The organism is Micromonospora lacuserhaii (assembly GCF_036902735.1).
In the GTDB taxonomy this organism is placed as follows: Bacteria; Actinomycetota; Actinomycetes; order Mycobacteriales; family Micromonosporaceae; genus Micromonospora.
The window spans coordinates 1-25,124 of the sequence record NZ_JBAKHO010000035.1 but is presented as its reverse complement, the minus strand read 5'-3'; the positions used below and the strand labels follow the sequence as shown (position 1 = coordinate 25,124).

Below are 25,124 nucleotides of genomic sequence, written 5' to 3'. Positions count from 1 at the left end.
GAGGTCTCTGCGTTCGCCTGGACACAGCAACCACCCCCTCCCGATTGTGGCGTGCTGTCGCCCTGAGTGGAGGGAGCGCACGGCGGGTCGCCCTGATCTGCGCATTACGAGTCGGCAGCCATCTTCTGGCCCGCAGCCTCGTCCTGGCTTGGCTTGGGCTGTGGGGAAGGATGATCCTGTGGGTGTCCTGAGCGCGGTCGGCCGGCTGCAGTGGCGCGGCTGGCTGCTGCTTGCTGATTGCGCTGCGGTCGTCTCGGTCTCGCCGTGGCATCGGTTGGGTTGGCCTGAGGCGTGGTTCGGCGTCGTGGCAACGGCATTGCTGTGTGGGCCGCTGTTCGCCTGGCTGCTGTTGGCACGCACACGGCGGTGGGGCTTACCGGTCGGAGCGGCGCTGCTCGGTGTGCTGGCCGCAGTGCATCTGACGTCGCAGGTCTTCCTCGCCGGGCCGGTCCGGCCGCCGATGGCCGACTGGGGGATCCCGTTCGTGGGGCTCGCTGGCGCTATTTGCCTGGTAGTCGGCGCTTGGCAGGAGTACGTGTTGCGCTCAGAGCGCAGGGTGTCGACGACCGCTGACGAAGAAAAAGATCACAAGCGCTGGCCTGCTCGTCTTGGCACCGCTGCCATGCTGGCGGCAGCGGTCTTCTCCGCGTGGGCGGCCTACCAGCTCGCTCTGGGCGACGGCGCGGAGGCCGAGGCGAAGGTCGAGCCCTACCGTGCGGAGGTACTGCCGCTGCCCGACGGGTGGACTGTCCTCGACGAGCAGAACAGTTGTGGAAGCGGCGGCTGCTATGGGCTGACGCTGACCCTGACTCGTGAGAGGGCTGGCGGTGATCCCGTCCGCCAGCTACGCCGACAACTCCACGACCACGGCTGGTCGAAGGAGTGCGAGCCGGTCGGCGGTCTCCTTCCAGTCCTCCGCTTCGTCGACTGGGGCGCCCACTGCTTCTCCATCGAGGCGGTAGACCCCACCACAGCGAAAATCGGGATCGATGTCCATCCCGGGTGGCCGCAGGGGCATTTTTGACCTGCAGACTCTCTGCCGACTCCGCCTCACGATGCATGGCCGGTGTGCCCCGCACGCAGCTGCGCTGCCTCGGCACGGGCAGCCTCTGCTTCCATGCGAGCACGGGTTCGGTCTTCCTCGAAGAGCAAGACCTGGGCCAGTTCATCCAGGGCCCAAGCCATCGCTTCGCGCCACTCAGCGAGTTCATAAGGATCAGCAGGATCAGCCGGGCGCTGCGATCGCACGCTGCGGAGCTGGCGCAGGGCAGCCTTCAACACAGGATCGACACTCACCACGCGGTCTTCTCTCGCCTCAGCTGCGACAGCGACCCGCAAGGTCGCATCAAACAACCTAGATCAACCGTCAAGCATGTGGTGGGACTAGACACGCCGGCAGCCGGTGTCGGGTCTCAGGACGTCCGTGACAGAACAGTCTCTGGACGTGGGTGACACATCCCGGCTAGCCAGGTGGTGAGGGCGGCTCGGGTGGGCGTCCTCGGGCACGGGCTGCGTCGGATATGGCGATTCCGGCCAGGACGAGGGCAGGTGCCATGGCGACCAGCAGCGGCGGCAGGAAGAACGCCGCCGGCAATATGGCGGCGAGTACGAGGACCCCGATCGGCCGGGAGCGGGAGACCCGGCCGAACACCGTGTACTCGAACAAGCCCCGTCCGGCGAGGAACAGCGCGGGTCCGCCGAGGATGACGGTGATCCAGGCCGGTGGTGTGTGTCCGAGCGGGTGCTCGATGACAAGTTCGTCGCCGACGGCGATGGCGACGATGCCGGCGACCATGAGCAGGTGGGCGTAATTCGCCGGGATGACCGCGCGGAATGGGTCGGGGGCGGCTGCGATGGCCTCTGCCAGCAGCCCCCCGGCGCGGTGGATGTAGATCCGCCACAGCAGCGCCGTGGTGGTGAACGCGACCACGACCGCGGCTATCCGGTCTGGCTCGAACCTGCCGCGGCTGAAGGTGAAACCGGTGACCAGGATGAGCTCGCCGAGCGCGATGATGAAGAGCTGCCGGTAGCGCTCGGCCAGATGTGGGGCGGAGATTGCGAACTCGGCTGCACGCGTCGCGCGACCCAGCCGCGGTGTGGGAAAGCCGAATGCGATTCCCCCGTACTCCATGGCCACCGCTAGCGCCCACAGCGCCCCACGCGCCGTGTCGTGCGCGACAGCACCCGCGATCCACGGCACCGCGGACACGCCGGACCAGAAGAGTGGCCGCACGAAGGCGCCCCGCGCCTCGTGGCCCCGCAGCAGAAGCACCACGGCGGCGCTGCGACCGATCTGGGTGGCGACGTACAAGCCTGCGAAGACCAGACCATGCTCGCCGAACGCCTCCGGCGCTGCGGCGGCCATCAGCAGGGTGCCGAACATGGTCGCGATCACCAGCAGCTGTACCAGCGGCTCCTGCGGGTCCAACCTGTCCGTGAGCCCCGCCGTCTGGGCCCAAACCGTCCACAGGGCGAGCAGCAACACCAGCGTCTGGAAGGCGTCGCTCCAGCTCAGATGCTCCAGCAGCCCCTGCGAGAGCCGTGCGAGCGCGAAGACGAACACCAGGTCGAAGAACAGTTCAAGGTACGTCGCTCGTGGTTCCTCGGGTCGCCGTAGCAGCCCGGCTGCCCTACTCGTCACCTGCTCGCCCGTTTCTTCCGTTTCTGTCTATCTTTTCGGTCGTTCGTACCACACGGCAGCGCCGTCAGATGCGGATGCGCTGCGGTGGCCCGGGTTCGAGCAACTCCGTTTACCCGCCGGGCGGCGATAGAGGTGGGCGAGTTCCTTCCATCCGTCGCCGCCCGCGCGGATCAGGTCGTCGACCTTGGCCCAGGCCTCCGGCCGGTGCTACACGGCGGAGTGTCACCCAGGTCCTGATACCGATCTGTCATGCAGGTCCTGAAACACGACATCGCCGGCAGCCGGCTGTCGTACTCCGCTTGATGCGTTACGCGGTGACTTCAGTTGACGGGTCACACGGGCCTTGAGCATGCCGGATACGGACCGTGACGCCGACTGTCCACGACGGCTGGTGTGCCAGGCATCCGCTTCCGCCGAGATCAGTGCGTTCATGGGGTCAGCCGACCCGCCAAGCGGCCGGGTCGACACCGCCGGGCACCGGCGCCCGGGCGGCCACGCCGGACCCGCCGGTCAGGGCTGGTACTGGTTGCGGGTGCGGGGCAGCCACTGGGGGTGCTGGTCGCGCATGTAGCGGATCAGTCCCTCGCGTAGGTCGCAGCGCAGGTCCCAGGCGCTGGCGCCGTCCGCGGCCGAGGCCTGCACCTGGATGACCACGGTCTGCGGGGTGGCGTCGACCATCTGGAGCACCCACTGGTCTCGATCCCACAGCGGCGAGGACTCGACCAGCCGGCGTGCCTCCCGGCGCAGGTCGTCCAGGTCGGCGGTGTGGTCGACATGGATCTGGATCTTGCCGACCACCCGCGACTCGTTCCGGGTCCAGTTCTGGAACGGCCGCTCGATGAAGTACGTGGTCGGCAGGATGAGTACCCGGTCGTCCCAGAGCCGGATCACCACGTTGGTCAGCTTCACCTCCTCGACCCGGCCCCATTCGCCGTCCACCACCAGCACGTCGCCGACGTGCAGCCCGTCGGCGAAGGCGACCTGGATGCCGGCGAACGCGTTGCCGAGCGCGGTTCGGGCGGAAAGGCCGATCACCGCGCCGACCACCCCGGCCGAGGTCAGAATGGAGATGCCGAAGAGGCGTACCGGCCGGAAGGTGATCAGGATCAGGCCGACTGCGAGGACCGTGACAACGGCGACGGTGAGCCGCCGCACCGGGCGGATCTGGGTCCGGGCCCGCCGGACCCGCCGGCTGGTGACCAGATCGCTCGGCAGCCGGCTGAACGCGGCCGCTTCGACAACGCTCAATGCCTTGATCACCAGCCACGCACTGGCGGCGATCAGGACCAGCAGGATGACGTGCCGCAGATAACGCTGCCACTCGGCCGGTCCGGGCGGCAGCGCGTAGTACAGCGCCCCGACCAGCAGGACCGCGGCCGCCGGGCGGCGGCAGGCGTGCCGCAGCGGCTCCAGCAGCCACTTGTAGCGGCCACGGGCACCCCGGCGGATCAGCACGCCGGAGACCAGGTCCACGACCACGGCCGCCACCAGCGCGGCCAACACGATCAACGCGGTACGCATCAGAAGCCGTTCACCGTGATCCCGATGCCGCCTCTCCCGGGCTCGCGACCGCACCCCCCGCGTTCAGGGTGCCATCCGATCCGGTGGCAAGCGGCGGATATCGAGAATGCCAGACGGCCGTGACCGACGTCCGGCGGCTGCCGAGCGAGACGGTCGGCCTGCCCGCAGGTCTCCTGCGAGCCGGCGCAGGGTGCGTGATCGGCACCCTATGGCCGGTCGCCGACCTGCCGGGGGCGCCGCTCATGCAGCGCTATCAGCTGCTCTTGGCCGTGCCGCGAGGTGGCCACCGACGGAGCACAGGCCGTGCTGGATACCCTTCGTGAGTCGGCCAGCGCGAAGGGGTACGGGGACCTTGTCGACCAGTTGCCGCAGGAGTTCTGGCAGTTGACCGGGGAGGTCCCTCGCCTGGCCACCAGTGATCCTTCTGCCAACGTCGAGCGTGGCGCGGGTGATCGGTTCCGCCTGCCCCGGCGGAACCTTCGGTCGCGCTGCCACGGACTGGATGAACTCGGTGTAGTTCACCTCGGATCCCCTCCCGAACCGGATGCGGCGGGTACCCGCGCCCGTCGGGGTGAAACGGCGGTTCGTCCGCCCTCAGCCGCGGGGTGGCGGAGGGCGGTGGGTGATCCGGCGGGTCACCCGAAACTGGTACAGGCCGGCGCTGGTGACGGCGTAGAAGACGGGCAGGAGGAGGAAGATGGCAAGGCCGACCAGCGGCGCCACCAGGTAGCCGACCACCCCCGCCAGGACGTACAGAACGACCCCGGCGAGGGCCCGGAACCGCTCGACGCGGAAGAACCCGTCCTTGACCTGTTCCTTCAGCAGGTCGGGGTTCCGGGCCAGGTAGTGGTAGAACGCCAGCCAAGTCGCGCACAGCAACGCGCCGATCAGCGCGTAGAAGGCGATGGCCGCACGCTGGTCCGCGTTGTCGTGCTCCTGCAGCGCGTGCGACACGACGATGGTCGGAAACGGCAGCAGCGCCGTGGTGAACAGCACGAACAGGTTCATCCAGTGCAGGCCGCGATCGACCTGCTGGATGCGGTTGAACGCCGCCTTGTGGTTGAGCCAGACGACGGCCACGTACGAGTAGGACGCGATATACGCGACGTACGCCGGCCACTGGCTGAGCAGTCCGGACAGGAGGCGGCCGGGAGGGACGTTCGGCACCCGGAGGTCCAGGACCAGCAGCGTGATGATGATGGCGAAGATGGCGTCGCTGAACGCCACGGCACGGCTGGTGTCCGACCGGGTGCCAAGGTCCGTCTCTGGCCCGCTCACCGAGCGTGCCTACCCAGGGGCGCCCGCGGGAAACAGCCGGGCACCGCCGCCCCAAAGGCGAATCAATAGCGCAGATCATGAACTAGGTGTACTGCCCAGGGAGGTTGGTTGAGGTCGTGTGACGACACGGCATGAATCTGCTGGATGACGAAGGCCTCCGGTTGTGGAGTGGAGCTGTCTAGGAACCGCTCCGCCAACCAGGAGGCCTTCGTGTCCCACGCTAACGCTGCTCTGACTCCTCGTGCACGTCTTCGACTGGCGCGTTTGATCGTGGACCAGGGGTGGCCGGTCGGCCGTGCCGCAGAACGCTATGACGTGTCCTGGACGACCGCGAAACGGTGGGCGGTGCGCTATGCCGAGCTCCCGGCCGACCTTCGAACGTGGTGGGGGCTGTCCAACGGAGTCCGGCACATCGCCGGCCGACCTGGCGGTCATCTCATTCCTGACTTCTCGGACCCGTATCCGGCGTCGGCTGCGATAAGGGATTGGCGGATGCATCTGGAGGTCCAGCAAAAGCTGTACCCACCGGGGATGCGCGAGGAGATGGAACGGTTCGTGGCCGCCCAGAACAGCCAGCCAGCGGGCACCCTCCTACCCGAGTGGTACTGGCTACCTCGATGGCTGCCCATCGCTGGTGACGGTATGGGAGGTGGCCTGTTCATGGACCTGCGTGAGGGTCCGCTACACGGGTGCCCGGTGGAGTTCTCCCGGGAGCACCGCGGCACCACACCGCGATGGGAGTCCGTGACACAGCTATGGGTAGACGTCGCTGACCTGCTGGACACCGTCGATACCGACCTGCTCCGCAACGACCGCATTGACGACCTGCGGATCGGCCGGTGGCGGCCTCCCAACTCCTAACCGGAACGTGGCCGCCGCTGCCTACGGCGACAAGCGGCGCTGCTTCGCAAAATGACCGGGCGTCCTGACCGACGAAGGTCACCTGCTGCTCGGCTCAAACAGTAGGCCCGACGCCAGGCACGCAGTGTGAAATCAGAGCCTCGGGAGGGGCGGGCGACTGTCACCCTTCAAGTGAGTTCGATGTGTAACGAATCAAGTGGAGTCGGACATGGCCGGCAGCCGGTTGTCGGGTCTCGGGACCTGCGTGGCAGATCGGTATCAGGACCTCGGTGACACTCCAGCTAGCCTGATCTCCATGGATGTCGACGTGGTGTTCCGAAAGTACAGCGGCAGCCTGCACCGACGCATCACAATGCAACGCCTCGGCGAGGACCAGTACGGCATCTGGCTTGGTGCCCGCGCCGGCACGACCGTGCACTCGGGTACTGCAGGACACGACTACACCACCAAGCACGCGACCGTCCGGCTCATCCCGCCCGGCCTCTGGTGGATCGCCATCTTCTTCGCCGAACCCAGCCCGTGGGACGTCTACTGCGACGTCACGACCCCACCGCGCTGGTCACATGCCGGTGAGGTCGCCATGGTCGACCTCGATCTGGACGTCCTGCGGACTCGCGCCGACCGACGAACCGAACTCCTCGACGAGGAGGAGTTCGCCGCGAACACCACGGCCTACGGCTACCCCATTCAGATGGTCGCCGAGGCAACAGACACAGCACGCCACCTGACCCTCAGCCTGACTGACGGCACCGAACCATTTGGAAGCCACTACCAGAGCTGGCTGAACTTGATCGTCTAGCCCGACGCGTCACCCACGAGCGGCTCAACGACGTCTTCCAGACCGCTCACGCGGAATTCCGCCGCCGGCTCAGCGAGCCCCGCTACGCCGGCTGACCGCCCGACTGCCGTTGCACGGTGGCCCGGTGGAGAGCAGGTGCGCCGACGACCCGAGATCGCCGGCACAGACACGGTGCCCGACGAGACCGCCGACAGGAAGAGTCTGCGCAGTGAGCGGACGGCGACCGGTGTCGTCCTGCGGATGTCGCGCTCCCTACGCTGTGGGCCATGCGGGTCCCGATCTTCCAGCTCGACGCCTTCACCACTCGCCGCTTCGCCGGCAACCCGGCCGCCGTGGTGGTGCTGGACCGGTTTCTCGATGACGCTCTGCTGCAGGCCGTGGCCGCGGAGAACAACCTCGCCGAGACGGCGTTCGTCGTGCTGTCCGAGGGCCGGTACCGGCTGCGCTGGTTCACGCCGACGGTGGAGGTGCCGCTGTGCGGGCACGCGACCCTGGCGGCGGGCGCCGTTGTCGTCGAGCGTCTGGAGCCCGGCCGCGACAGCGTCACGTTCGACACCGCCAGCGGGCCGCTGACGGTCGATTGCGAGGGCGCCGGATATCGGATGGACCTGCCGGCTCGCACGGTGCGCGCCGTGCCGCTGCCGCCGGCGTTGTCGGCCGCGCTCGGCGTCACACCGGTGGAGACAGCGATCGACGGGAACAACTACCTCGCCCTGCTGCCCGGGGCCGACGACGTCCGGTTGCTCGAACCCGACCTCGCCGCGATCGCCCGGCTGGACCGGACCGGGGTCGTGGTGACCGCCGCCGGTGACGGCACGCACGACTTCGTCAGCCGGTACTTCGCACCGGCCAAGGGCATCCCCGAGGATCCGGTGACCGGCGGAGCGCACTGTGCGCTGGTGCCGTTCTGGGCGGCACGGACGGGCAAGGACACCTTCTTCGCGTATCAGGCGTCGCGGCGCGGCGGTGAGCTGGCCTGCCGGCTCGTCGGCGACCGGGTGCAGCTGCACGGCTCGTGCGCGTTCTACCTCGAGGGCCACATCGAGCTCTGAAGGCCCCCGCGCGGTGCGGTCGCCCGCTCATCGGCAGAAGCGGATGCCTGGCACACCAGCCGTCGTGGACAGTCGGCGTCACGGTCCGTATCCGGCATGCTCAAGGCCCGTGTAACCCATCAACTGAAGTCACCGTGTAACGCATCAAGCGGAGTACGACATCGCCGGCAGTCGGCCGGATCGAACGTACGTTCGACTACATTGTTGCCGTGGACGTACGGGGCGCTGGTGGAACGGGTCGTGGGGTCGCATGGCCCGGCGGGACATCTGGCCGCTCGGGAAAGTCGACTTCATGTCGGTGCAGGAGTGGGTGACGGGCCTCGGTCGGGATCTCGCCCCCGCTACCGCGGCCAAGTGCTACCAACTGCTGTCGATGATCCTCAAGACGGCGGTGCAGGCGCGGCTCATCGCCACCAACCCCGCCGAAGGGGTGAGGCTGCCGCGTGATCGGTCCCGCGACGTCAAGCCGGTCACGATCACCCGGGACGACTTCTTGGGCCGGCTCCTGCCCGCCGTTCCACCTCGCCACCGGGGGATCGTCTCCGCCGCCGCCGGTGCCGGGCTTCGCTGGGGTGAGTGCGCCGGGCTGACGTGGGCCTCGGTCAACCTCGACCGGGCATCGCTGCGCGTGGTCCAGGTGGCCGAGGAAACCCATGGCGGGATCGTGCTCCGCCCGTACCCCAAGAGTCGCGCTGGGGTCCGAACCGTGCCGCTGCCCGGCTTCCTCCTGACCGAGCTCCGCGGACTGCACGCCGCTGCCGACGACCCGGATCCGCGCACGCTGGTCTTCCGCGACCGGGTGGGGCGCCCGCTGCGCCGGTCCAACTTCCGCCGGCGGGTCTGGCTGCCCTCACTCGTTCGCGCCGGGCTGCTCGGCCAGGTCGTCACCACCGGCCCGCACCGGTACCGCGCGGTCTGGCCGGACCGGGAGGGCATGGAATGGTCGGCGGAGTTCACCACCGAGCGCGAGGCCATCGCCTGCGTGGCGGCGAAGGCCGTCGGCGGGATGCGGTTCCACGATCTGCGGCACGCCTACGCCACCTGGCTGGTCACCGACGGCGTCCCGATCAACCTGGTGCAGCGGGTCATGGGCCACGAGCAGGCGTCCACGACGCTCAACCGGTACACGTACACCCCGGACGACTACGCGGCCCGCGTCCTGGCCGACTTCGAGGGCTCTGCTGCCTTTCTGCTGCCTCCGGCCGATGAAACGCCGCCAGAAAGCGTCCTGGACGACGAGGGAGACACCCTGTGACCTGCTCCGGAGCGCTTGCCTGGAATAGGGACGACCCCCGTCGGGGGGAGACGGGGGTCGTCGGGAGGTTCGGCTCCGGGGGGGTTGAGCCGAACCCACTCAGCGGCCGCGGGGGGTGCAACCGCCGAGGGTCTGCCACATATCCGTGTCGCGAATACTCGTGGTGAGGACAAGCATGCCCGAGCAGAGTGTTCACGTCGAGTGGTGTTAGCCCCACTCACGGCGAAATTATGGTCGCAGAGTGTGACAGCCGTCACGTTGCGCAGTGGTGCTGGGGAGGGGGCCCGCAGGTCGAGAGGGTTGCTGACCCCGGGCACCCGCCGACGATAGACCATCGGGCTAGACTTTCGCGCCGTGGGCCGAAGTGCCGCTTTCTTCGATCTGGACAAGACCGTCATCGCCAAGTCGAGCGCCCTGGCGTTCGGTCGGCCGTTCTACCGGGATGGGCTGATCACCCGGCGGGACGTGGTCAAGTCGGCGTACGCGCAGCTGATGTTCCGGCTGGGCGGCACCGACGAGCAGACCATGGCCAGGACCAGGGACTACCTCGCCACGCTCTGCAAGGGCTGGCAGGTGGAACAGGTCCGCCAGATCGTCGCGGAGACGCTGCACGAGCTGATCAACCCCTACGTGTACGCCGAGGCGGCCGTCCTGATCGAGGAGCACCAGGCCGCCGGCCGGGACGTCGTGCTGGTCTCCGCGTCCGGCGACGAGATGGTCCGCCCGATCGGCGAGCTGCTGGGCGTCACCGACGTGATCGCCACCCGGATGGCGGTCGAGGACGGGCGCTACAGCGGTGAGGTGGAGTTCTACGCGGCCGGCCCGAGCAAGGTCGAGGCGGTCAGCGAGCTGGCCACCGCCCGTGGCTACGACCTGGCGGACTCGTACGCCTACTCCGACTCGTACAGCGACCGGCCGCTGCTGGAGTGCGTCGGGCATCCCAGCGTGGTCAACCCCGACCGGGCGCTGCGCAAGCTCGCGGTGGAGAACGCCTGGCCGGTGCTGGAGTTCCGGCACCCGATCCCGCTGGGCCGGCGGCTGCGGGAGCGGCCCGCCGTCCCGGTCGCCGCGGCGGCGCTCGGCGTCGGGGTCGGGGTCGCCATCGGCATCGCCTGGTACGGCCGGCACCGCCGCGGCCGGGTGGCCCCCGTCGCCTGACCTCACGGAGACCGATCAGGCGGCGGCGAGGATCTCGTCGCCGATGACGGTGAGCTGGTCAGCGCCCACCTCGACGGCCGCCATGTAGTGCCGCAGCCAGGAGCGCAGCCCGTCCGGGGTGCCGGTGGCGAAGGCGCCGGCCGCGCCGACGTACTCCGGCTCCCGCTCGCGGTGGCCGACGTCGACGGCGACCAGGCCGCGCGGGTCGAGGCCACGGGACATCAGCACCAGCCGGGCGGCGGCCCGGGCCACCACGCCGGACGGCCCGGCGAACGGCCGCAGGTTCAGCAGTTCGCCGTGCACGACAGCGGCCAGGACCAGCGGAGAGACCTTCGTTCCGCCGGCGACCAGCCCGGCCAGCCCGTCCAGCCGCGCGCCGACCACCGGGTCGGGGACGGGGCGGCCCAGCTCGGACTCGGCCACCACGTCCCGGGCGGCGAGGACGTGCAGCTTCGCCAGCGCCTGCCGGGGGGCCTTCGGCCACAGCTCGGTGAGGCCGGGTAGCGCGCCGGCGACCCGGAGCGCGCCCTGGAGCACCGGCTCGGTCACGGTGCCGGCACGGACCGCCTCGCGCTCGTGGTCGTACCCCTCGAGGGCGGCGCTGGCGACCGCGGACCGGAGGCTGGCCTCGGCCGCGACCTGGCCGCCGTGCCGGCGCAGCGCGCGGTGCCGCATCGCCTGGTCGACGTGCTCGCGGGCTCGCTCGACGGCGGGGGCGATGTCGGCGAGCGCCAGCAGCGGGGCGAGTGGGTCGGTGGTCACCCCGCCACGCTAGCGACCCGGCCGGTCGGGTCGGGTGCCACCCGCCCGCAAGGCGACCCGGACCACCCGGCCGTCGAGCGCGCCGGGGCGTCCGCTGAGCGCGTGACCGGGCACCGAGCTGTCGCGGGCGTCGAGCCCCCCGACTAACCTCAGCCGGGTAGGAGACGCAGGTCACCCCGGAGAAGGAGTAACCGCATGAGCGAGGCATTGGCCAACCTGCTGAACGAGACGCGCCAGTTCCCGCCGCCGGCCGCACTCGCCGCGGAGGCCAACGTCACCGCCGACGCGTACGCGGAGGCCGCCGCGGACCGGCTCGCCTTCTGGGAGAAGCAGGCGGGGCGACTGGCCTGGGCGAAGCAGTGGGACGAGGTGCTCGACTGGTCGAACCCGCCGTTCGCGAAGTGGTTCGTCGGTGGCCAGCTCAACGTGGCGTACAACTGCCTGGACCGGCACGTGGAGGCCGGCCGGGGCGACAAGGTGGCGATCCACTGGGAGGGCGAGCCGGGCGACACCCGCACCCTCACCTACGCCGACCTGCACCGGCTGACCTGCCAGGCGGCGAACGCGCTGACCGACCTGGGGGTCACCGCCGGCGACCGGGTGGCGATCTATATGCCGATGATCCCGGAGGCGGCGGTCGCGATGCTGGCCTGCGCCCGGGTGGGGGCCACCCACAGCGTGGTCTTCGGCGGGTTCTCCGCCGACGCGCTGACCAACCGGATCCAGGACGCCTCCGCCAAGGTGGTGATCACCGCCGACGGTGGCTACCGGCGGGGCAAGCCGTCGGCGTTGAAGCCGACGGTGGACGAGGCGGTGGCCAACTGTCCGACGATCGAGCACGTGCTGGTGGTCCGCCGCACCGGCGAGGACGTCGCCTGGTCGGCGAAGGACCACTGGTGGCACGAGACGGTGGAGACCGCGCCGGTCGAGCACACCGCGCAGCCCTTCGACGCCGAGCACCCGCTCTTCATCCTCTACACCAGCGGCACCACCGCCCGGCCCAAGGGCATCCTGCACACCACCGGTGGCTACCTCACCCAGGTGGCCTGGACGGCGCACGCGGTGTTCGACCTGAAGCCGGAGCAGGACGTCTACTGGTGCACCGCCGACATCGGCTGGGTCACCGGGCACTCCTACATCGTGTACGGCCCGCTCGCCAACGGCGCCACCCAGGTGATGTACGAGGGCACCCCGGACACCCCGCACAAGGGCCGGTTCTGGGAGCTCGTCGACAAGTACCAGGTCAGCATCCTCTACACCGCGCCGACGCTGATCCGGACCATGATGAAGTGGGGCGACGACATCCCCGCCGGGTACGACCTGAGCTCGCTGCGCCTGCTGGGCAGCGTGGGCGAGCCGATCAACCCGGAGGCGTGGATGTGGTACAGGCAGCACGTCGGCCGGGGTGAGCTGCCGATCGTGGACACCTGGTGGCAGACCGAGACCGGCGCGATCATGATCTCGCCGCTGCCCGGCGTCACCGAGGCCAAGCCCGGCTCGGCGATGACCCCGCTGCCGGGCATCAGCGCGGACGTGGTGGACGACCAGGGGCAGTCGGTGCCGAACGGCGGCGGTGGCTACCTGGTGCTGCGCGAGCCGTGGCCGTCGATGCTGCGCACCATCTGGGGCGACGACAACCGGTTCATCGAGACGTACTGGTCGCGGTTCGAGGGCATGTACTTCGCCGGCGACGGCGCGAAGAAGGACGACGACGGGCACATCTGGCTGCTCGGTCGGGTGGACGACGTGATGCTGGTGTCCGGGCACAACATCTCCACCACGGAGGTGGAGTCCGCGCTGGTCAGCCACCCGTCGGTGGCCGAGGCGGCGGTCGTGGGCGCGACCGACCCGACGACCGGTCAGGCGATCGTCGCGTTCGCCATCCCGCGTGGCACCGCCGACGTCTCGGGCGAGGCCGGCGAGAAGCTCATCGCCGAGCTGCGCAACCACGTCGCGAAGACGCTCGGCCCGATCGCCAAGCCCCGGCAGATCATGCTGGTGCCGGAGCTGCCAAAGACCCGCTCCGGCAAGATCATGCGCCGGCTGCTGCGGGACGTGGCGGAGAACCGCTCGCTGGGCGACGTGACCACGCTCCAGGACTCCTCGGTGATGGAGCTGATCTCCTCCGGGATGGGTGGCGGCAAGTCCGACGAGGACTGACGGCAGGCGTACCCCCGAGGTGGGTGACGGTCCGGGCGGACCGTCACCCACCGTCGTTTTCTGACGGGTACGCCTCGGATCGCGCGGCCCGCGTCACATCGGTCGATCGGGGAGATCGGAGAAGCTGAACGGACACAGGGCACGCCGAACCCTGTTGTTCATCTCCTTTCTCATTTAGTTTCACGCAGGTCGGGACGGTTCGATGGACATCACATCGATGATGTGCGCCGCCCGGCTCCTCCTCCCCCATGCCCGAGAAACGGAGCGGCATGAACACATTTCCGCAATCCGGGTCGCGCCGACGCCTACTCGTCGCGCTGCCCGCCATCGCCCTCGCCGCCACGTCACTGACCGTGACCGGCAGCGCGGCCGCCCAGTCCGCCGGCCCGGCCGGGGCCACGATCGGGGCGGGCGAGTTCTACATCAACTACGCCGAGCCCGAGGTCCAGCCGGACACCGGCGGCAAGGAGGTCAAGGGCGCCGACGGGATCTACACCTCGGCGGCGGACGAGGCACGGACGTACGACCGCAAGTTCGCCGGGGGCAACCCGGTGACCGCGGGGCAGCTGGCCAAGCTCGAGGCCAAGGCGATCAAGACCGGGCAGAACCCGCGTCAGATCAAGCAGGCCAAGGGCACCCAGACCGCCAAGCTGCTCACCCTGCTGGTCGAGTTCAACGACCAGGCGAACGACGACTTCACCGACGTGATGGTCCCCAAGACGGTCTTCGAGGACCGGAGCTGCGTCCTCGGCACCGTGCAGAACGGGCCGAAGCACAACGGCATCCCGGACCCGGGCACCCTGGCGCGCGAGGACAACAACTCGATGTGGGTGCCGGACTTCTCGTCCGAGCACTTCGACAAGATGCTCTACACCAAGGAGGGCATCACCGAGCGGGTCCGCAAGGACCTGACCGGGCCGGACGGCAAGCCGGGCATCGACATCGCCGGGCGCACCATGCACAACATGTACCTGGAGATGTCCAAGGGCGCGTACACGGTGGACGGGCAGGCCAGCCCGTGGATCACCGTGCCGCACTCGGAGGGTTGGTACGCGGCCTCCCGCTGCTTCCAGGACGAGAACGGTAACTGGGTCGCCGGTCGGCAGCAGGCGATGAACGGCCACCCGGACAACCCCCAGGGCGCCGGCCGGCTCGCCACCGACGCGGTCGACGCGCTGGCGGCGCAGGACCCGAGCTTCCCGTGGGCCGACTACGACATCGAGGACCAGGGCGACCGGGACGGTGACGGCAACGTCTTCGAGCCGGACGGCGTGATCGACCACCTGGTGCTGGTGCACGCCGGCCAGGGCAAGTCCCGCGGCGGCGGTGACCAGGGCGTGTACGCCGTCTGGGCGCACTCCTCGTCGGTGGCGGGCGGGTACACCATCCCGGGCACGAACATCAAGCTGTCGAACTACATCGTGCAGCCGGAGGACGCCGGGGTCGGCGTCTTCGCCCACGAGTTCGGTCACGACCTCGGCCTGCCCGACCTCTACGACACCTCGGGCAACGCCGACTCGGACGTCGACTTCTGGGACCTGATGGCCTCGGGCTCGCACAACGGCGAGATCTTCCAGGCGCTGCCGAGCCACATGGGTCTCTGGGACAAGTGGGTGCTCGGCTGGGCCGACCCGCTGAACTTCACGCCCGGCTCGGACGCGAAGGACGTGCAGCTCGGCCAGACCTCCCGGACGCCGGTCGGCACCAAGGACGGCATCAAGATCAACCTGCCGAACAAGGTGATCACCCTGGCGCAGCCGCACAGCGGCGCCAACATGTGGTACACCGGCGCCGACCAGGACTGGGCGGACATCAAGCTCACCCGCCAGGTGAGCGTGCCGGCGGCGGCCGACGCGAAGTTCTGGATGTGGAACAACTACGTCATCGAGGCGGACTGGGACTACGGCTTCGTCGAGGTCTCCACCGACGGTGGAGCCACCTGGTCGGAGCAGAAGGTCTACGACGCCACCGGCAAGGTGGTCACCACCCCCGACGGCTACGCCGACCCGAACGGCCGGATGGTCGACTTCGGCGGCAAGAAGTACGGCCTGACCGGTGACAGCCACGGCTGGCGCCACGACTACGTCGACCTGTCGGCGTACGCGGGGCAGACGGTGCAGCTGCGGCTGCGGCAGGCCACCGACGAGGCCTTCGTCGAGCGGGGCTGGTTCGCCGACGACTTCTCCGTCACCGGTGGCGGCACCACCACCTGGAGCGACGACGTCGAGGGCGGCGCCAACGGCTGGACCCAGACCGGCGGCACCTTCACCGACACCACCGGGCCGGGCTGGCGCGTCGACGTCGGCACTCAGACCAAGGCGCACTACTACCTGGCCGAGTGGCGCAACTTCGACGGCTTCGACAAGGGCCTGAAGTACGCCTACGACACCATCTACTCGCACGAGGCGTGGAAGGTCGACCGGATCGCCTACAACGCCCCGGGCATGCTGGTCTGGTACCGGGACACGGTGCTGGGCGACGTGAACCACGTGACCGCGCAGATGACCGCGCTGCCGAGCTACGGCGCCAAGGGCGGCCTGCTGATCGTGGACTCGCACTTCGACCCGTACCGCCGGCAGGGCGAGGCGGCCGTGAAGGACCCGTCGGTGCTGGACAACCTGCCCAGCCGCCCGCAGTCGGCCAACGCGGCCTTCTCGCTGGGTTCGACATACCCGTTCACCGAGTGCCTGGAGGCGGCGGACGAGTTCTACAGCGAGTACTGCACCAGCTTCGGGGCGCAGGCCCCGGTGTCGTCGTTCAGCGACGCAAAGGGCTGGTACCCGGGCATCGAGATCCGCAACGGCGGGGCGTACGCCCGGGACAACGACGCCTCGGTAGTCATCCCGTCGCGGGGCAACGCGAAGTACACGACCCGCGTGGTCAACCCGGACGGCACGCCGGCGTCGGCGTACTACGGGGGGACCCTGGGCGGCGGCGCGATCGTGCTGGGTTCCGGCAACCCGGGTGACCTGGGCGTGAGCTACGGCGTCACGATCACCATCCTGAAGGCCGCGAAGGACAACTCGTACGCCACGGTGCACGTGACGCCGGCTACGAACTGATCCGTACGGATTTGTCCCTCGGGACACACGGCGGGGCCCGGCTGTGAGCACACTGCTCGCAGCCGGGCCCCGCCCTCTTACGCGCCCGAGCATCTCTCGACCAAGACGTGTGACATTTTTGCGAGCTACTGCGCTCCCCTATGGGGACTCCATAACCACCATCACGCTAAGTGATCGTGGCCGAAACGTAATGTGAACGGATCACGTTTCGGCGCACCCTTTGGTCCCGTTTTGCCCGCTAATGATGGCCGGCACCTCACGTATTTGACTCGTGACAACTGTCAAATCCTCTGTCATCGTGAGTGACGCATCACATGACACTTCCGACTGCGGTCGGTCGCGTCATGTAACAGGTTCCACAAAGGAGGAGGACCTTTGAGGAGACGAGTCACGGCGGGCCTGGCTTCGGCCGCGGCCGCGCTGCTGGCGGCCGGCGTCGTTACGGCACCGGCTTCCGCTGCCCCGGCGGCGGAGCCCACCACTGGCGCCGACAAGGCGAAGCACGGCAAGGACAACCTCCCGGATCCGAAGTCGGATCAGCAGCGGGAACTCAAGAAGCAGGCCATCGCCGACCTGCTTCAGGGCAAGGCCAAGCTTCAGACGCGCAACGGCTCGAAGGTCATCCAGGTCAAGGACGACCTGTTCGTCGAGTACCAGCAGGCCCCGAAGACCGACCCCATCTTCACGATGCTGGTCAACTTCGGCGACAAGACCGACCCTCGGGCGGGTGGAGCTGCCGGTCCGGTGGTCAACCAGATCCCCGAACCGGACCGCAACTGGGACGGCAGCGCCACCGACAACAACAGCACCCTGTGGCGGTCCGACTTCAGTCGCGACCACTACATGGACATGTTCTACGGTGAGGGCGAGTCGTTCAAGGACTTCTACCTCAAGCAGTCCGGTGGCCGGTACACCGTCAACGGCGACGTCAGCGACTGGGTCACGGTGCCTTACAACGAGGCCCGTTACGGTCACAACGACGACCCGGCCAACCCGAACGACAACATCTCGGAGGCCGAGGGCTACTGGAACTTTGTCCGGGACAGCGCCACGTCCTGGTACAACGCCCAGGTTGCGGCCGGCAAGACGCAGGAGCAGATCAAGTCCTACCTGACCCAGTTCGACGTCTGGGACCGGTACGACTTCGACGGTGACGGCGACTTCAACGAGGCCGACGGCTACATCGACCACTTCCAGGCGGTGCACGCCGGTGAGGGCGAAGAGGCCGGCGGCGGCGCCCAGGGCGAGGACGCCATCTGGTCGCACCGCTGGGCCGCGTTCACCAACCTCGAGGGCAGGGCCGGCCCGTCCGGCAACCTCGCGGGTGGTGTGCAGATCGGTAACACCGGGCTGTGGATCCGTGACTACACCACGGAGCCGGAGAACGGTGGCCTGGGCGTCTTCGCCCACGAGTACGGCCACGACCTCGGTCTGCCGGACCTGTACGACACCGCGGGTGGCGACAACGGCGTCGGGTTCTGGAGCCTGATGTCCTCGGGTTCGTGGCTGAGCCACGGCACCGACGACATCGGTTCGACCCCGGGTTACATGGACCCGTGGTCGAAGCTCTTCCTCGGCTGGCTGAACCACTCGACGGTCGACTACGGCAAGGGCAGCACCCAGGTGACGCTCGGCCCGGCCGGCGACAGCGACGGGCCGAAGGCCCAGGCGGTCGTCGTCAACCTGCCGAGCCAGACGCAGACCACGAGCTACAACACGCCGTTCGGCGGGGCGTACGAGTGGTGGGGCGGCAGCGCGGACGACCTGAACACCACGCTGGCCCGCACCCTGGACCTGACCGGCGCGACCACCGCGTCGATCACGTCCAAGCTGCAGTACGACATCGAAGAGGACTACGACTACCTCTACGCGGAGGTGTCGACCAACGGTGGCACCACCTGGGCCGACCTGAAGAACAACCTGGTCGACTCCGGTGACAGCGGCATCGACGGCTCCAGCAACGGCGCGTGGGTCGACTCGACCTACGACCTGTCGGCGTACGCCGGTCAGACCGTGCTGTTCCGTTACCGCTACGCCACCGACGGCGGCGTGCACTTCGCCGGCGCGTTCCTGGACAACATCTCGCTGACCAAGAACGGCACCGTCGCGTGGACCGACGACGCGGAGACCCTCGCCGCCGAGTGGACCGCCAAGGGCTTCACCCGGATGGGTGGCTCGGTCACCGACACGTACCCCCGCTTCTACATCGCGGAGAACCGGACCTACGTCGGCTACGACGACACCCTGCGGACCGGTGGGTACAACTTCGGCTGGGGCAACACCCGGCCGGACTTCGTGGAGCGGTTCTCGAACCAGCCCGGCCTGCTGGTCTGGTACGTGAACTACGCGTACGGCGACAACAACACGTCGGCGCACCCGGGCTACGGCCTGAACCTGCCGGTCGACGTCCGGCCGGGCCAGATCAAGGTCGGCGGCGAGGGCACCATCAGCAACCGCCGCAACGGGTACGACGCGACGTTCAGCCTGTACGCCAAGCCGGCGCAGACCTTCCACAAGAACGGCGTGGCGGTCACCGTTCCGGCGCTCGACCCGAACCCGCTCTTCACCGACAGCGGGGCGAACAAGTACTGGAACAGCAGCAACCCGTGGAACTCGGTGAAGGTGGCCGGCACCGGCACCAAGATCGAGATCCTTCAGCAGGGCACCAACCCCACCGACGACATGGTGGTGAAGGTCAGCAACTGACCTGACAGTTAACAGAGGGGCCGTTGGCGGAGACGCCACCGGCCCCTCCTGTTTGCGTGGTGCCGCAATCCGATCGAAACTCGTCACTGCGATTCCGCGTGTCGCAGATTCGCGCAGGTCACCGGCGTCGATGACATCCCGAGGTGTGACGGTGAAAAGCATTCCCAACAACTTCTTGCAACAAATCGACGCGACAGTCTTCCCACCCGTCCCACCAATGTCTATCTTCACCATGAGTCTCACTAGTGGGACGTCTCACCGGCCCGTACCCCCGTAGGGCCGGTTCCCTCACACCGGAGGTACCACGTGCGCAAAGTCGCAGTGGGTCTGCTCGGGCTTTCGCTGACGGCAACGGGGCTGGTGGCGGGCACGTCCGCCAGCGCCGCGCCGACGCCGAAGCTGCCGGCGGCCGCCCCGTCGGTCACCGAGCCTGCCCAGGTCGACCACGATCTGCCCAACCCGCTCGAGGAGAAGCGGCGGGCGCTGCGCCAGGAAGGTCTCAGCGAGGTCCTTTCCGGCAAGGCCAAGGCGCAGAGGATCAACGGAAGCACGGTCGTCAAGGTCGGTAAGACCGCGACCAACGCTGCCGGCGAGAACACCCGGACGGCGACGGCGACCAACGCCGGCGCCGCCCGTACCGACCAGTACGTCGAGCTGGAGCGTGAGCGCTCGGACCGGATCTTCGTGATCCTGGCCGAGTTCGGCAACGAGCGGCACCCGTCCTACCCGGACAAGGACATCGACCCGGCCACCGCAGGGCCGACCAGGTTCGACGGTCCGCTGCACAACCAGATCGACGCGCCCAACCGGGCGGTCGACAACTCCACCGTCTGGCAGCCGGACTACAGCGCGGACCACTACCGCAAGCTGTACTTCGGCACCGGGCAGGGCGACGAGTCGCTCAAGCAGTACTACGAGGCCCAGTCGTCCGGCCGGTACACGGTGGACGGCGAGGTCACGGACTGGGTCAAGGTCAAGTACAACGAGGCCCGGTACGGCCGGTCCAACGACAACCCGAACGACGCCAACGGCGACGACCCGGCTGTCTGCGCCCAGACCACCTGCCAGAACACCTGGGCGCTGGTCCGGGACGCGGCCAACCAGTGGGTCGCCGACCAGAAGGCGGCCGGCAGGTCCGACGCCGAGATCGCGGCCGACGTCAAGTCCTTCGACCAGTGGGACCGCTACGACGTCGACGGCGACGGCAACTTCAACGAGTCGGACGGCTACATCGACCACTTCCAGATCGTCCACTCCGGCGGCGACCAGGCCGACGGTGACCCGTACCAGGGTGAGGACGCCATCTGGAGCCACCGCTGGTACGCGTACGCCACGGACCAGGGTCAGACCGGTCCGGAGCAGGCGCGGCTCGGCGGCACCCAGATCGGCACCACCGGCGTGTGGATCGGTGACTACACCGTGCAGCCCGAGAACGGCGGCCGGAGCGTCTTCTACCACGAGTACGGTCACGACCTGGGTCTGCCGGACGACTACAACACCGGTGCCAGCGGCGACAACAGCCAGGAGCACTGGACCCTGATGGCCCAGAGCCGGGTCAGCGCCAAGAACGACGCCGGCATCGGCGAGCGTGGCGCCGACCTCGGTGCCTGGAACAAGCTGCAGCTCGGCTGGCTGGACTACGAGACCGTCGTCCCGGCCAAGCAGGACGCCCAGACGATCGACCTCGGCCCGGAGGAGTACAACTCCGCCAAGGCCCAGGCCGCGGTGGTCGTGCTGCCGCAGCGCAGCTACAGCTTCGACAACGGCAAGCCGGCCGAGGGAACCAAGCAGTACTTCTCCGGCAACGACGACGACCTGAACACCACGATGACCCGGACGTTCGACTTCACCGGGAAGTCCTCCGCCTCGCTGTCGATGAAGGCTCGCTACAACATCGAGACCGACTACGACTACATGTACTTCGAGGCGTCGCTCGACGGTGGACAGAACTGGGCGGCCCTGCCGTTCAGCGTCAACGGCACGCCGAAGACCGATGGCAACGGTCGCAACGCCCTCGACGGTGACTCCGACACCACCGGTGACGGGACGCCGGACTGGGTCGACCTGACCGTGCCGATGGACGTGGCGGCGGGCAAGGTCGTGCAGTTCCGCTACCACTACATCACCGACGGCGGCGTCTCCTCCGGCGGCTTCTTCGGTGACGCCATCACCGTGACCGCCGACGGGCAGACCGTCCTCTCGGACGGCGCCGAGGCCGGTGCCAACGGCTGGGCCCTCAACGGCTTCAGCATCGTCGAGGAGACCTACACCCGGCTCTTCGACAACTACTACATCGCGGGCAACCGGTCGTACGTCTCGTTCGACCAGTACCTGAAGACCGGTCCGTACTTCTTCGGCTACGCCAACACCCGGCCGGACTACGTGGACCACTACGCCTACCAGCAGGGTCTGCTGATCACTTACTGGAACCTCCGGTGGGCGGACAACAACACCATGCCGTACGACGCGGTCAACAACCCGGGCGGTCACCCGGGTGAGGGTCGGAACCTGAACATCGACTCCCGCCCGAAGCCGCTGTACAACCTGACCGGCAACGCCTGGCGGGCCCGGGTGCAGATCTACGACGCGCCGTTCAGCCTGAACAAGGCCGACTCGTTCACCCTCCACGTGAACAGCCAGCCGCAGTACATCCGTGGCCAGGCCGCTGCCCCGCTGTTCGACGACAGCAAGCAGTACTGGTACGCGGAGCTGCCGAACCACGGTGTCAAGGTCCCGAACAACGGGGTCCAGATCCGGGTTCTCCAGCAGAACGGCACCTCGATGAAGATCCGCATCTCCTGATCGAGGTACCACCAGCACCACACGATGCCCGGGCGGGTCACCGCCCGGGCATCGCCCTTTCCGGGGAACCCCGGCGGCCCCGGGTACGTCCGACCGGGGTGACTCCTCGTACCGCCGGACCGCTCGCCCTGATCGCGCTGGCGCTGCTCGTCCCCCTCGCCGGCTGCGCCGGGAACGGAGGCCCCGTGTCCGACGACCGGACCCCGCCCACCCCACCCGCCTCGGCCACGCCCGCGTCGCCGCCGCCCACCCTGCCGGCCGAGGCGGCGTCCGGCACCCCGGTCGCGCCGGCGGGCCGGCCCACGCCGCTCTCCGCCACCGCCCTGCCCACGCTGCCGCGACCGGCCGGGCCGCCCAAGGAGCCGACCGACAACCGGCCGACCGACCTGATCGCCGGCCGGATCACCCGGGGCGGCACCGGCCCCTGCTACACGCTGGTGGACGAGAACGAGCGGGAGTACGCCCTCTACGGCCCCGACGCCGGCGAGCTGAAGCAGGGCGCCTTCATCACCCTGCGGGTCGCGCCGCGCACCCCGTCGGTCGACTGCGGGCCCGGTGTCCCGATGCGGATCGTCACCGGTTGACGGTCGGTAACGTCTCCGGCTCGTACCGTGTCGTTCGCCCGCTACGGGCGGGGCGGGCCGTGCCGGTGACCTCGGGTCCTAGGCTGTGCCCCATGACCGAGCAGCGTGGCGGACCCGTCGACGAGTCCTGCGTCCTGACCGAGGGGCCGTGGACGCACCGTTTCGTCGGCGCGAACGGCAGCCGCTTCCACGTGGTCGAGGCGGGAACCGGACCGATGGTGCTCTTCCTGCACGGCTTCCCCGAGCACTGGTGGGCGTGGCACGAGATGCTCCCCGCCGTCGCCGACGCCGGCTTCCGGGCGGTCGCCGTCGACCTGCGCGGCTACGGCGCCAGCGACAAGCCACCCCGGGGGTACGACGGCTACACCCTCGCCGCCGACGTGGCCGGCCTGATCCGGGCCCTCGGCGAACGGTCCGCCACCGTGGTCGGCGCGGGCGCCGGCGGCATGATCGGCTGGACCGCCGCCTCCTTCCACCCCACCATGGTCCGGCGGCTGGTGGTGCTCGGCGCGCCACACCCGCTACGGCTGCGCGCGGCCATCTTCGCCGACCCCCGCGGGCAGTTCGCCGCCGCCATGCCGGCGCTGCGGTTCCAGCTGCCCCGCTACGAGCACCTGCTCACCCGCAACGACGCCGCCGCCGTGGCGGAGATGCTGCGCAGCTGGGGCGGGACGGCCTGGGTGCAGGGGCCGGAGTTCGCCGCGTACGCGGAGCGCTGCCGCGAGGCGATGTGCATCCCGCAGGCCGCCTTCTGCGCCCTGGAGGGCTACCGGTGGGCGTTCCGGTCGGCGGTGCGGCTGCACGGTTACCGGTTCGTCCGCCTGATGCAGAAGCCCCTGGTCACCCCGACCCTGCAACTGCACGGCGCGGACGACGTCGCCGCGCTGCCCCGTACCGCCCAGGGCTCCGGCCGGTACGTCCTCGCCCCGTACGAGTGGCGGCTGCTGGACGGGGTGGGGCACTTCCCGCACCTGGAGGCCCGGGACCTGGTGCTCGGCGAGATCCTGCGCTGGACGAAGTCCTGAGCCGTCAGACCCGCTGCTCGCGCAGGTCCACGACCTCGGCGGCGGGCGCCCAGCCCTGGTAGACGCCGAAGTCGAAGACCTCAAGGCCCATCGAACGGGCCACCGGCCAGCGTCCGCCGGTGTACTCGACCCGCAGCCACCCCTCGTGCTCGCCGAGGACGATGAACGGCTGCCCCTGCCACGTGCAGGTGGTCCGGACGTACGCCAGCTCCTCCACCTCACCGACCGGCACCACCCGGACGTGCCGGCCGGGGCGTACCTCCTCGAAGCCGTCACCCGGCTCGGGCTGGTAGATCCGCACGTCGTCGACGTCCGGGCTGGCCTGGTACTCCCGGCCGCGCCAGCGGGCCACGTAACCGTCCCGCATCAGGACTCACCCACCTGTCGCCAGAGCAGCGCGTCGGCGTCGAAGATGGCGATGACCCGTTCGGTGCCGTCCGCGCCGACCCGCCAGAGCTGCGCGCCGTGCGGCAGCCGGGCGCTGTCCACCTTGAACTCGGCCACCACGTCGCTGCTCTCCCCCGGGGCGAAACCGTTGCCCCGGAAGGGTGCGCGCTCGATGACCCAGCCCTCCATCGCCCGCATGGCCGCCTCGTTCTGACCGCCGTACGGGATCCGGTAGAGGCTGGGCCGGTACGCCGGCCAGCGGAGCAGGTAGATCTGCTCCGCGTCCCGGGCGAAGGGCGAATCCGGGTAGCCGAGGCCGAGCGCGCCGTGAAGCTGGGCCGGGGTGGTCAGGTGGGCCAGTTCGCCGGCCCGGTGCACGAAACCGGAGACCCGGTCGTAGCCGCGCTCCAGGTAGTAGGCGAGCTGGCTCGGCGCGACCGCCTTCTGCATGACCACCGGACGGGACGGGTCGGTCGCCGTCGGGGCGTACCGGCTGCGTTCGGCGGGCTCCTCGGCGGGCGCCGCCGGCTCGACCTCCGGGTCGTCGCCGAGCCCCACCTCGGCGGCCCAGCTGGCCAGGTTGACGATCTGCTCACCGGGCAGCTTCGCGCCGACCGGGGTGCCCGGGTTGACGGCGAACGACCAGTCCTCCTCCGGCCAGCGCCGGATCAGCTGCACGAACCGGACCTCGACGGTCTCCACCGGCTCCCCGGCGTGGTCGGCCAGCCGCTCGGGCGAGGTGTGCACCACCACGTACGGCTCACCGTCCAGTTCCTCCGTACGCCACACGAAACCGGGCTCACCGGGGCGGCTGCCCGGTGCCGAGTCGGGCGAGACCGGAAGCAGCACCCGGGCCAGCAGCAGGGTGGAGAGGAAGGTGTCCGTGCTGCCGCTGCCCGCGGCGTCCAGCAGGTCCTCCTCGACCTCGTTGGCCGGCTGGAACGCCACCGCGTCGACGGCGGGTCCGGTGGCCGGCGTGGCGGCCGCATCCGGTCCGGCGGACCCGGTCGGTGCGGCCTGGACGGCGGTCGGCGCGGCGGCCTGCGCGGCCTGCGCGGCGGTCGGCGCGGC

21 protein-coding genes and 1 pseudogene are annotated in these 25,124 nt (G+C 69.3%); 14 read left to right on the top strand and 8 right to left on the bottom strand.

Going from position 1 to position 25,124, the window contains the following annotated elements; genetic code table 11:
• Window positions 1-178 precede the first annotated feature (178 nt).
• Entirely contained in the window at window positions 179-1,024 is an 846-nt protein-coding gene (locus V6U81_RS20370) for a hypothetical protein (protein ID WP_334491446.1), read from the top strand.
• Between the two features lie 26 nt (window positions 1,025-1,050).
• Here V6U81_RS20370 and V6U81_RS20365 read toward each other — a convergent pair whose 3' ends face one another.
• From V6U81_RS20365 to V6U81_RS20355, 3 genes are all read right to left on the bottom strand, one after another.
• Window positions 1,051-1,299 (bottom strand): hypothetical protein, encoded by a 249-nt coding sequence (locus tag V6U81_RS20365; RefSeq protein ID WP_334491445.1) that lies wholly within the window; start codon window positions 1,297-1,299, stop codon window positions 1,051-1,053.
• A 163-nt stretch (window positions 1,300-1,462) separates the two neighbouring features.
• Window positions 1,463-2,641: a low temperature requirement protein A gene (locus V6U81_RS20360; RefSeq protein ID WP_334491444.1), complete on the bottom strand. Its 1,179-nt coding sequence runs from the start codon at window positions 2,639-2,641 to the stop codon at window positions 1,463-1,465.
• A gap of 510 nt (window positions 2,642-3,151) precedes the next feature.
• Window positions 3,152-4,162, bottom strand: coding sequence for a mechanosensitive ion channel family protein (locus V6U81_RS20355; RefSeq protein ID WP_334491443.1), 1,011 nt, complete (start codon window positions 4,160-4,162; stop codon window positions 3,152-3,154).
• Between the two features lie 68 nt (window positions 4,163-4,230).
• On the opposite strand from V6U81_RS20355, the gene V6U81_RS29200 reads away from it, so the two are divergent.
• Entirely contained in the window at window positions 4,231-4,485 is a 255-nt protein-coding gene (locus tag V6U81_RS29200; protein ID WP_420884048.1) for a CHAT domain-containing protein, read from the top strand.
• On the opposite strand, the gene V6U81_RS20350 is transcribed toward V6U81_RS29200, so the two are convergent.
• Together V6U81_RS20350 and V6U81_RS20345 are read right to left on the bottom strand one after the other, a co-directional pair.
• Window positions 4,403-4,684, bottom strand: a complete 282-nt coding sequence (locus tag V6U81_RS20350; protein WP_334491442.1) for a DUF2267 domain-containing protein — start codon at window positions 4,682-4,684, stop codon at window positions 4,403-4,405. The two genes, V6U81_RS29200 and V6U81_RS20350, sit on opposite strands and share 83 nt — an antisense overlap.
• A 72-nt stretch (window positions 4,685-4,756) precedes the next feature.
• On the bottom strand, window positions 4,757-5,389 hold the full coding sequence (locus V6U81_RS20345; RefSeq protein ID WP_334491441.1) for a TMEM175 family protein: 633 nt from the start codon (window positions 5,387-5,389) through the stop codon (window positions 4,757-4,759).
• Between the two features lie 261 nt (window positions 5,390-5,650).
• Here V6U81_RS20345 and V6U81_RS20340 point away from each other — a divergent pair.
• From V6U81_RS20340 to V6U81_RS20315, 6 genes and pseudogenes are all read left to right on the top strand, one after another.
• Window positions 5,651-5,794: pseudogene (locus V6U81_RS20340) on the top strand (IS481 family transposase); the annotation flags it as partial.
• Window positions 5,786-6,301 carry an SMI1/KNR4 family protein gene (locus V6U81_RS20335; RefSeq protein WP_334491482.1) on the top strand — a complete coding sequence of 172 codons (516 nt, stop codon included), beginning with the start codon at window positions 5,786-5,788 and terminating at the stop codon, window positions 6,299-6,301. The pseudogene V6U81_RS20340 and the gene V6U81_RS20335, both read left to right, overlap by 9 nt.
• 295 nt (window positions 6,302-6,596) lie before the next feature.
• On the top strand, window positions 6,597-7,100 hold the full coding sequence (locus tag V6U81_RS20330; protein WP_334491440.1) for a DUF402 domain-containing protein: 504 nt from the start codon (window positions 6,597-6,599) through the stop codon (window positions 7,098-7,100).
• A gap of 266 nt (window positions 7,101-7,366) precedes the next feature.
• Entirely contained in the window at window positions 7,367-8,152 is a 786-nt protein-coding gene (locus V6U81_RS20325) for a PhzF family phenazine biosynthesis protein (RefSeq protein WP_334491439.1), read from the top strand.
• 292 nt (window positions 8,153-8,444) lie between these two features.
• Window positions 8,445-9,407: a tyrosine-type recombinase/integrase gene (locus V6U81_RS20320; RefSeq protein WP_334491438.1), complete on the top strand. Its 963-nt coding sequence runs from the start codon at window positions 8,445-8,447 to the stop codon at window positions 9,405-9,407.
• 354 nt (window positions 9,408-9,761) lie between these two features.
• Window positions 9,762-10,565 carry an HAD family hydrolase gene (locus V6U81_RS20315; protein WP_334491437.1) on the top strand — a complete coding sequence of 268 codons (804 nt, stop codon included), beginning with the start codon at window positions 9,762-9,764 and terminating at the stop codon, window positions 10,563-10,565.
• Window positions 10,566-10,580: 15 nt separating this feature from the next.
• On the opposite strand, the gene V6U81_RS20310 is transcribed toward V6U81_RS20315, so the two are convergent.
• On the bottom strand, window positions 10,581-11,327 hold the full coding sequence (locus V6U81_RS20310; RefSeq protein WP_334491436.1) for a Fic family protein: 747 nt from the start codon (window positions 11,325-11,327) through the stop codon (window positions 10,581-10,583).
• A gap of 195 nt (window positions 11,328-11,522) precedes the next feature.
• On the opposite strand from V6U81_RS20310, the gene acs reads away from it, so the two are divergent.
• From acs to V6U81_RS20280, 6 genes are all read left to right on the top strand, one after another.
• A complete protein-coding gene (acs, locus tag V6U81_RS20305; RefSeq protein WP_334491435.1) occupies window positions 11,523-13,487 on the top strand; it encodes an acetate--CoA ligase in 1,965 nt (654 codons plus the stop codon).
• Window positions 13,488-13,756: 269 nt separating this feature from the next.
• The gene (locus V6U81_RS20300) at window positions 13,757-16,549 is read left to right on the top strand and encodes an immune inhibitor A domain-containing protein (protein WP_334491434.1); all 2,793 of its coding nucleotides are present in this window, start codon (window positions 13,757-13,759) and stop codon (window positions 16,547-16,549) included.
• A gap of 375 nt (window positions 16,550-16,924) precedes the next feature.
• Window positions 16,925-19,255, top strand: coding sequence for an immune inhibitor A domain-containing protein (locus V6U81_RS20295; RefSeq protein ID WP_334491433.1), 2,331 nt, complete (start codon window positions 16,925-16,927; stop codon window positions 19,253-19,255).
• 321 nt (window positions 19,256-19,576) lie between these two features.
• Window positions 19,577-22,057 (top strand): immune inhibitor A domain-containing protein, encoded by a 2,481-nt coding sequence (locus V6U81_RS20290; protein ID WP_334491481.1) that lies wholly within the window; start codon window positions 19,577-19,579, stop codon window positions 22,055-22,057.
• A 185-nt stretch (window positions 22,058-22,242) separates the two neighbouring features.
• Window positions 22,243-22,641: a hypothetical protein gene (locus tag V6U81_RS20285; RefSeq protein ID WP_334491432.1), complete on the top strand. Its 399-nt coding sequence runs from the start codon at window positions 22,243-22,245 to the stop codon at window positions 22,639-22,641.
• Window positions 22,642-22,733: 92 nt separating this feature from the next.
• Window positions 22,734-23,666: an alpha/beta fold hydrolase gene (locus V6U81_RS20280; RefSeq protein ID WP_334491431.1), complete on the top strand. Its 933-nt coding sequence runs from the start codon at window positions 22,734-22,736 to the stop codon at window positions 23,664-23,666.
• A gap of 4 nt (window positions 23,667-23,670) precedes the next feature.
• Here V6U81_RS20280 and V6U81_RS20275 read toward each other — a convergent pair whose 3' ends face one another.
• Both V6U81_RS20275 and V6U81_RS20270 read right to left on the bottom strand, forming a co-directional pair.
• Entirely contained in the window at window positions 23,671-24,036 is a 366-nt protein-coding gene (locus V6U81_RS20275) for a hypothetical protein (protein ID WP_334491480.1), read from the bottom strand.
• The coding region (locus tag V6U81_RS20270; protein WP_334491430.1) for an SseB family protein at window positions 24,033-25,124 on the bottom strand (1,092 nt) is incomplete at its 5' end. The genes V6U81_RS20270 and V6U81_RS20275, both read right to left, overlap by 4 nt.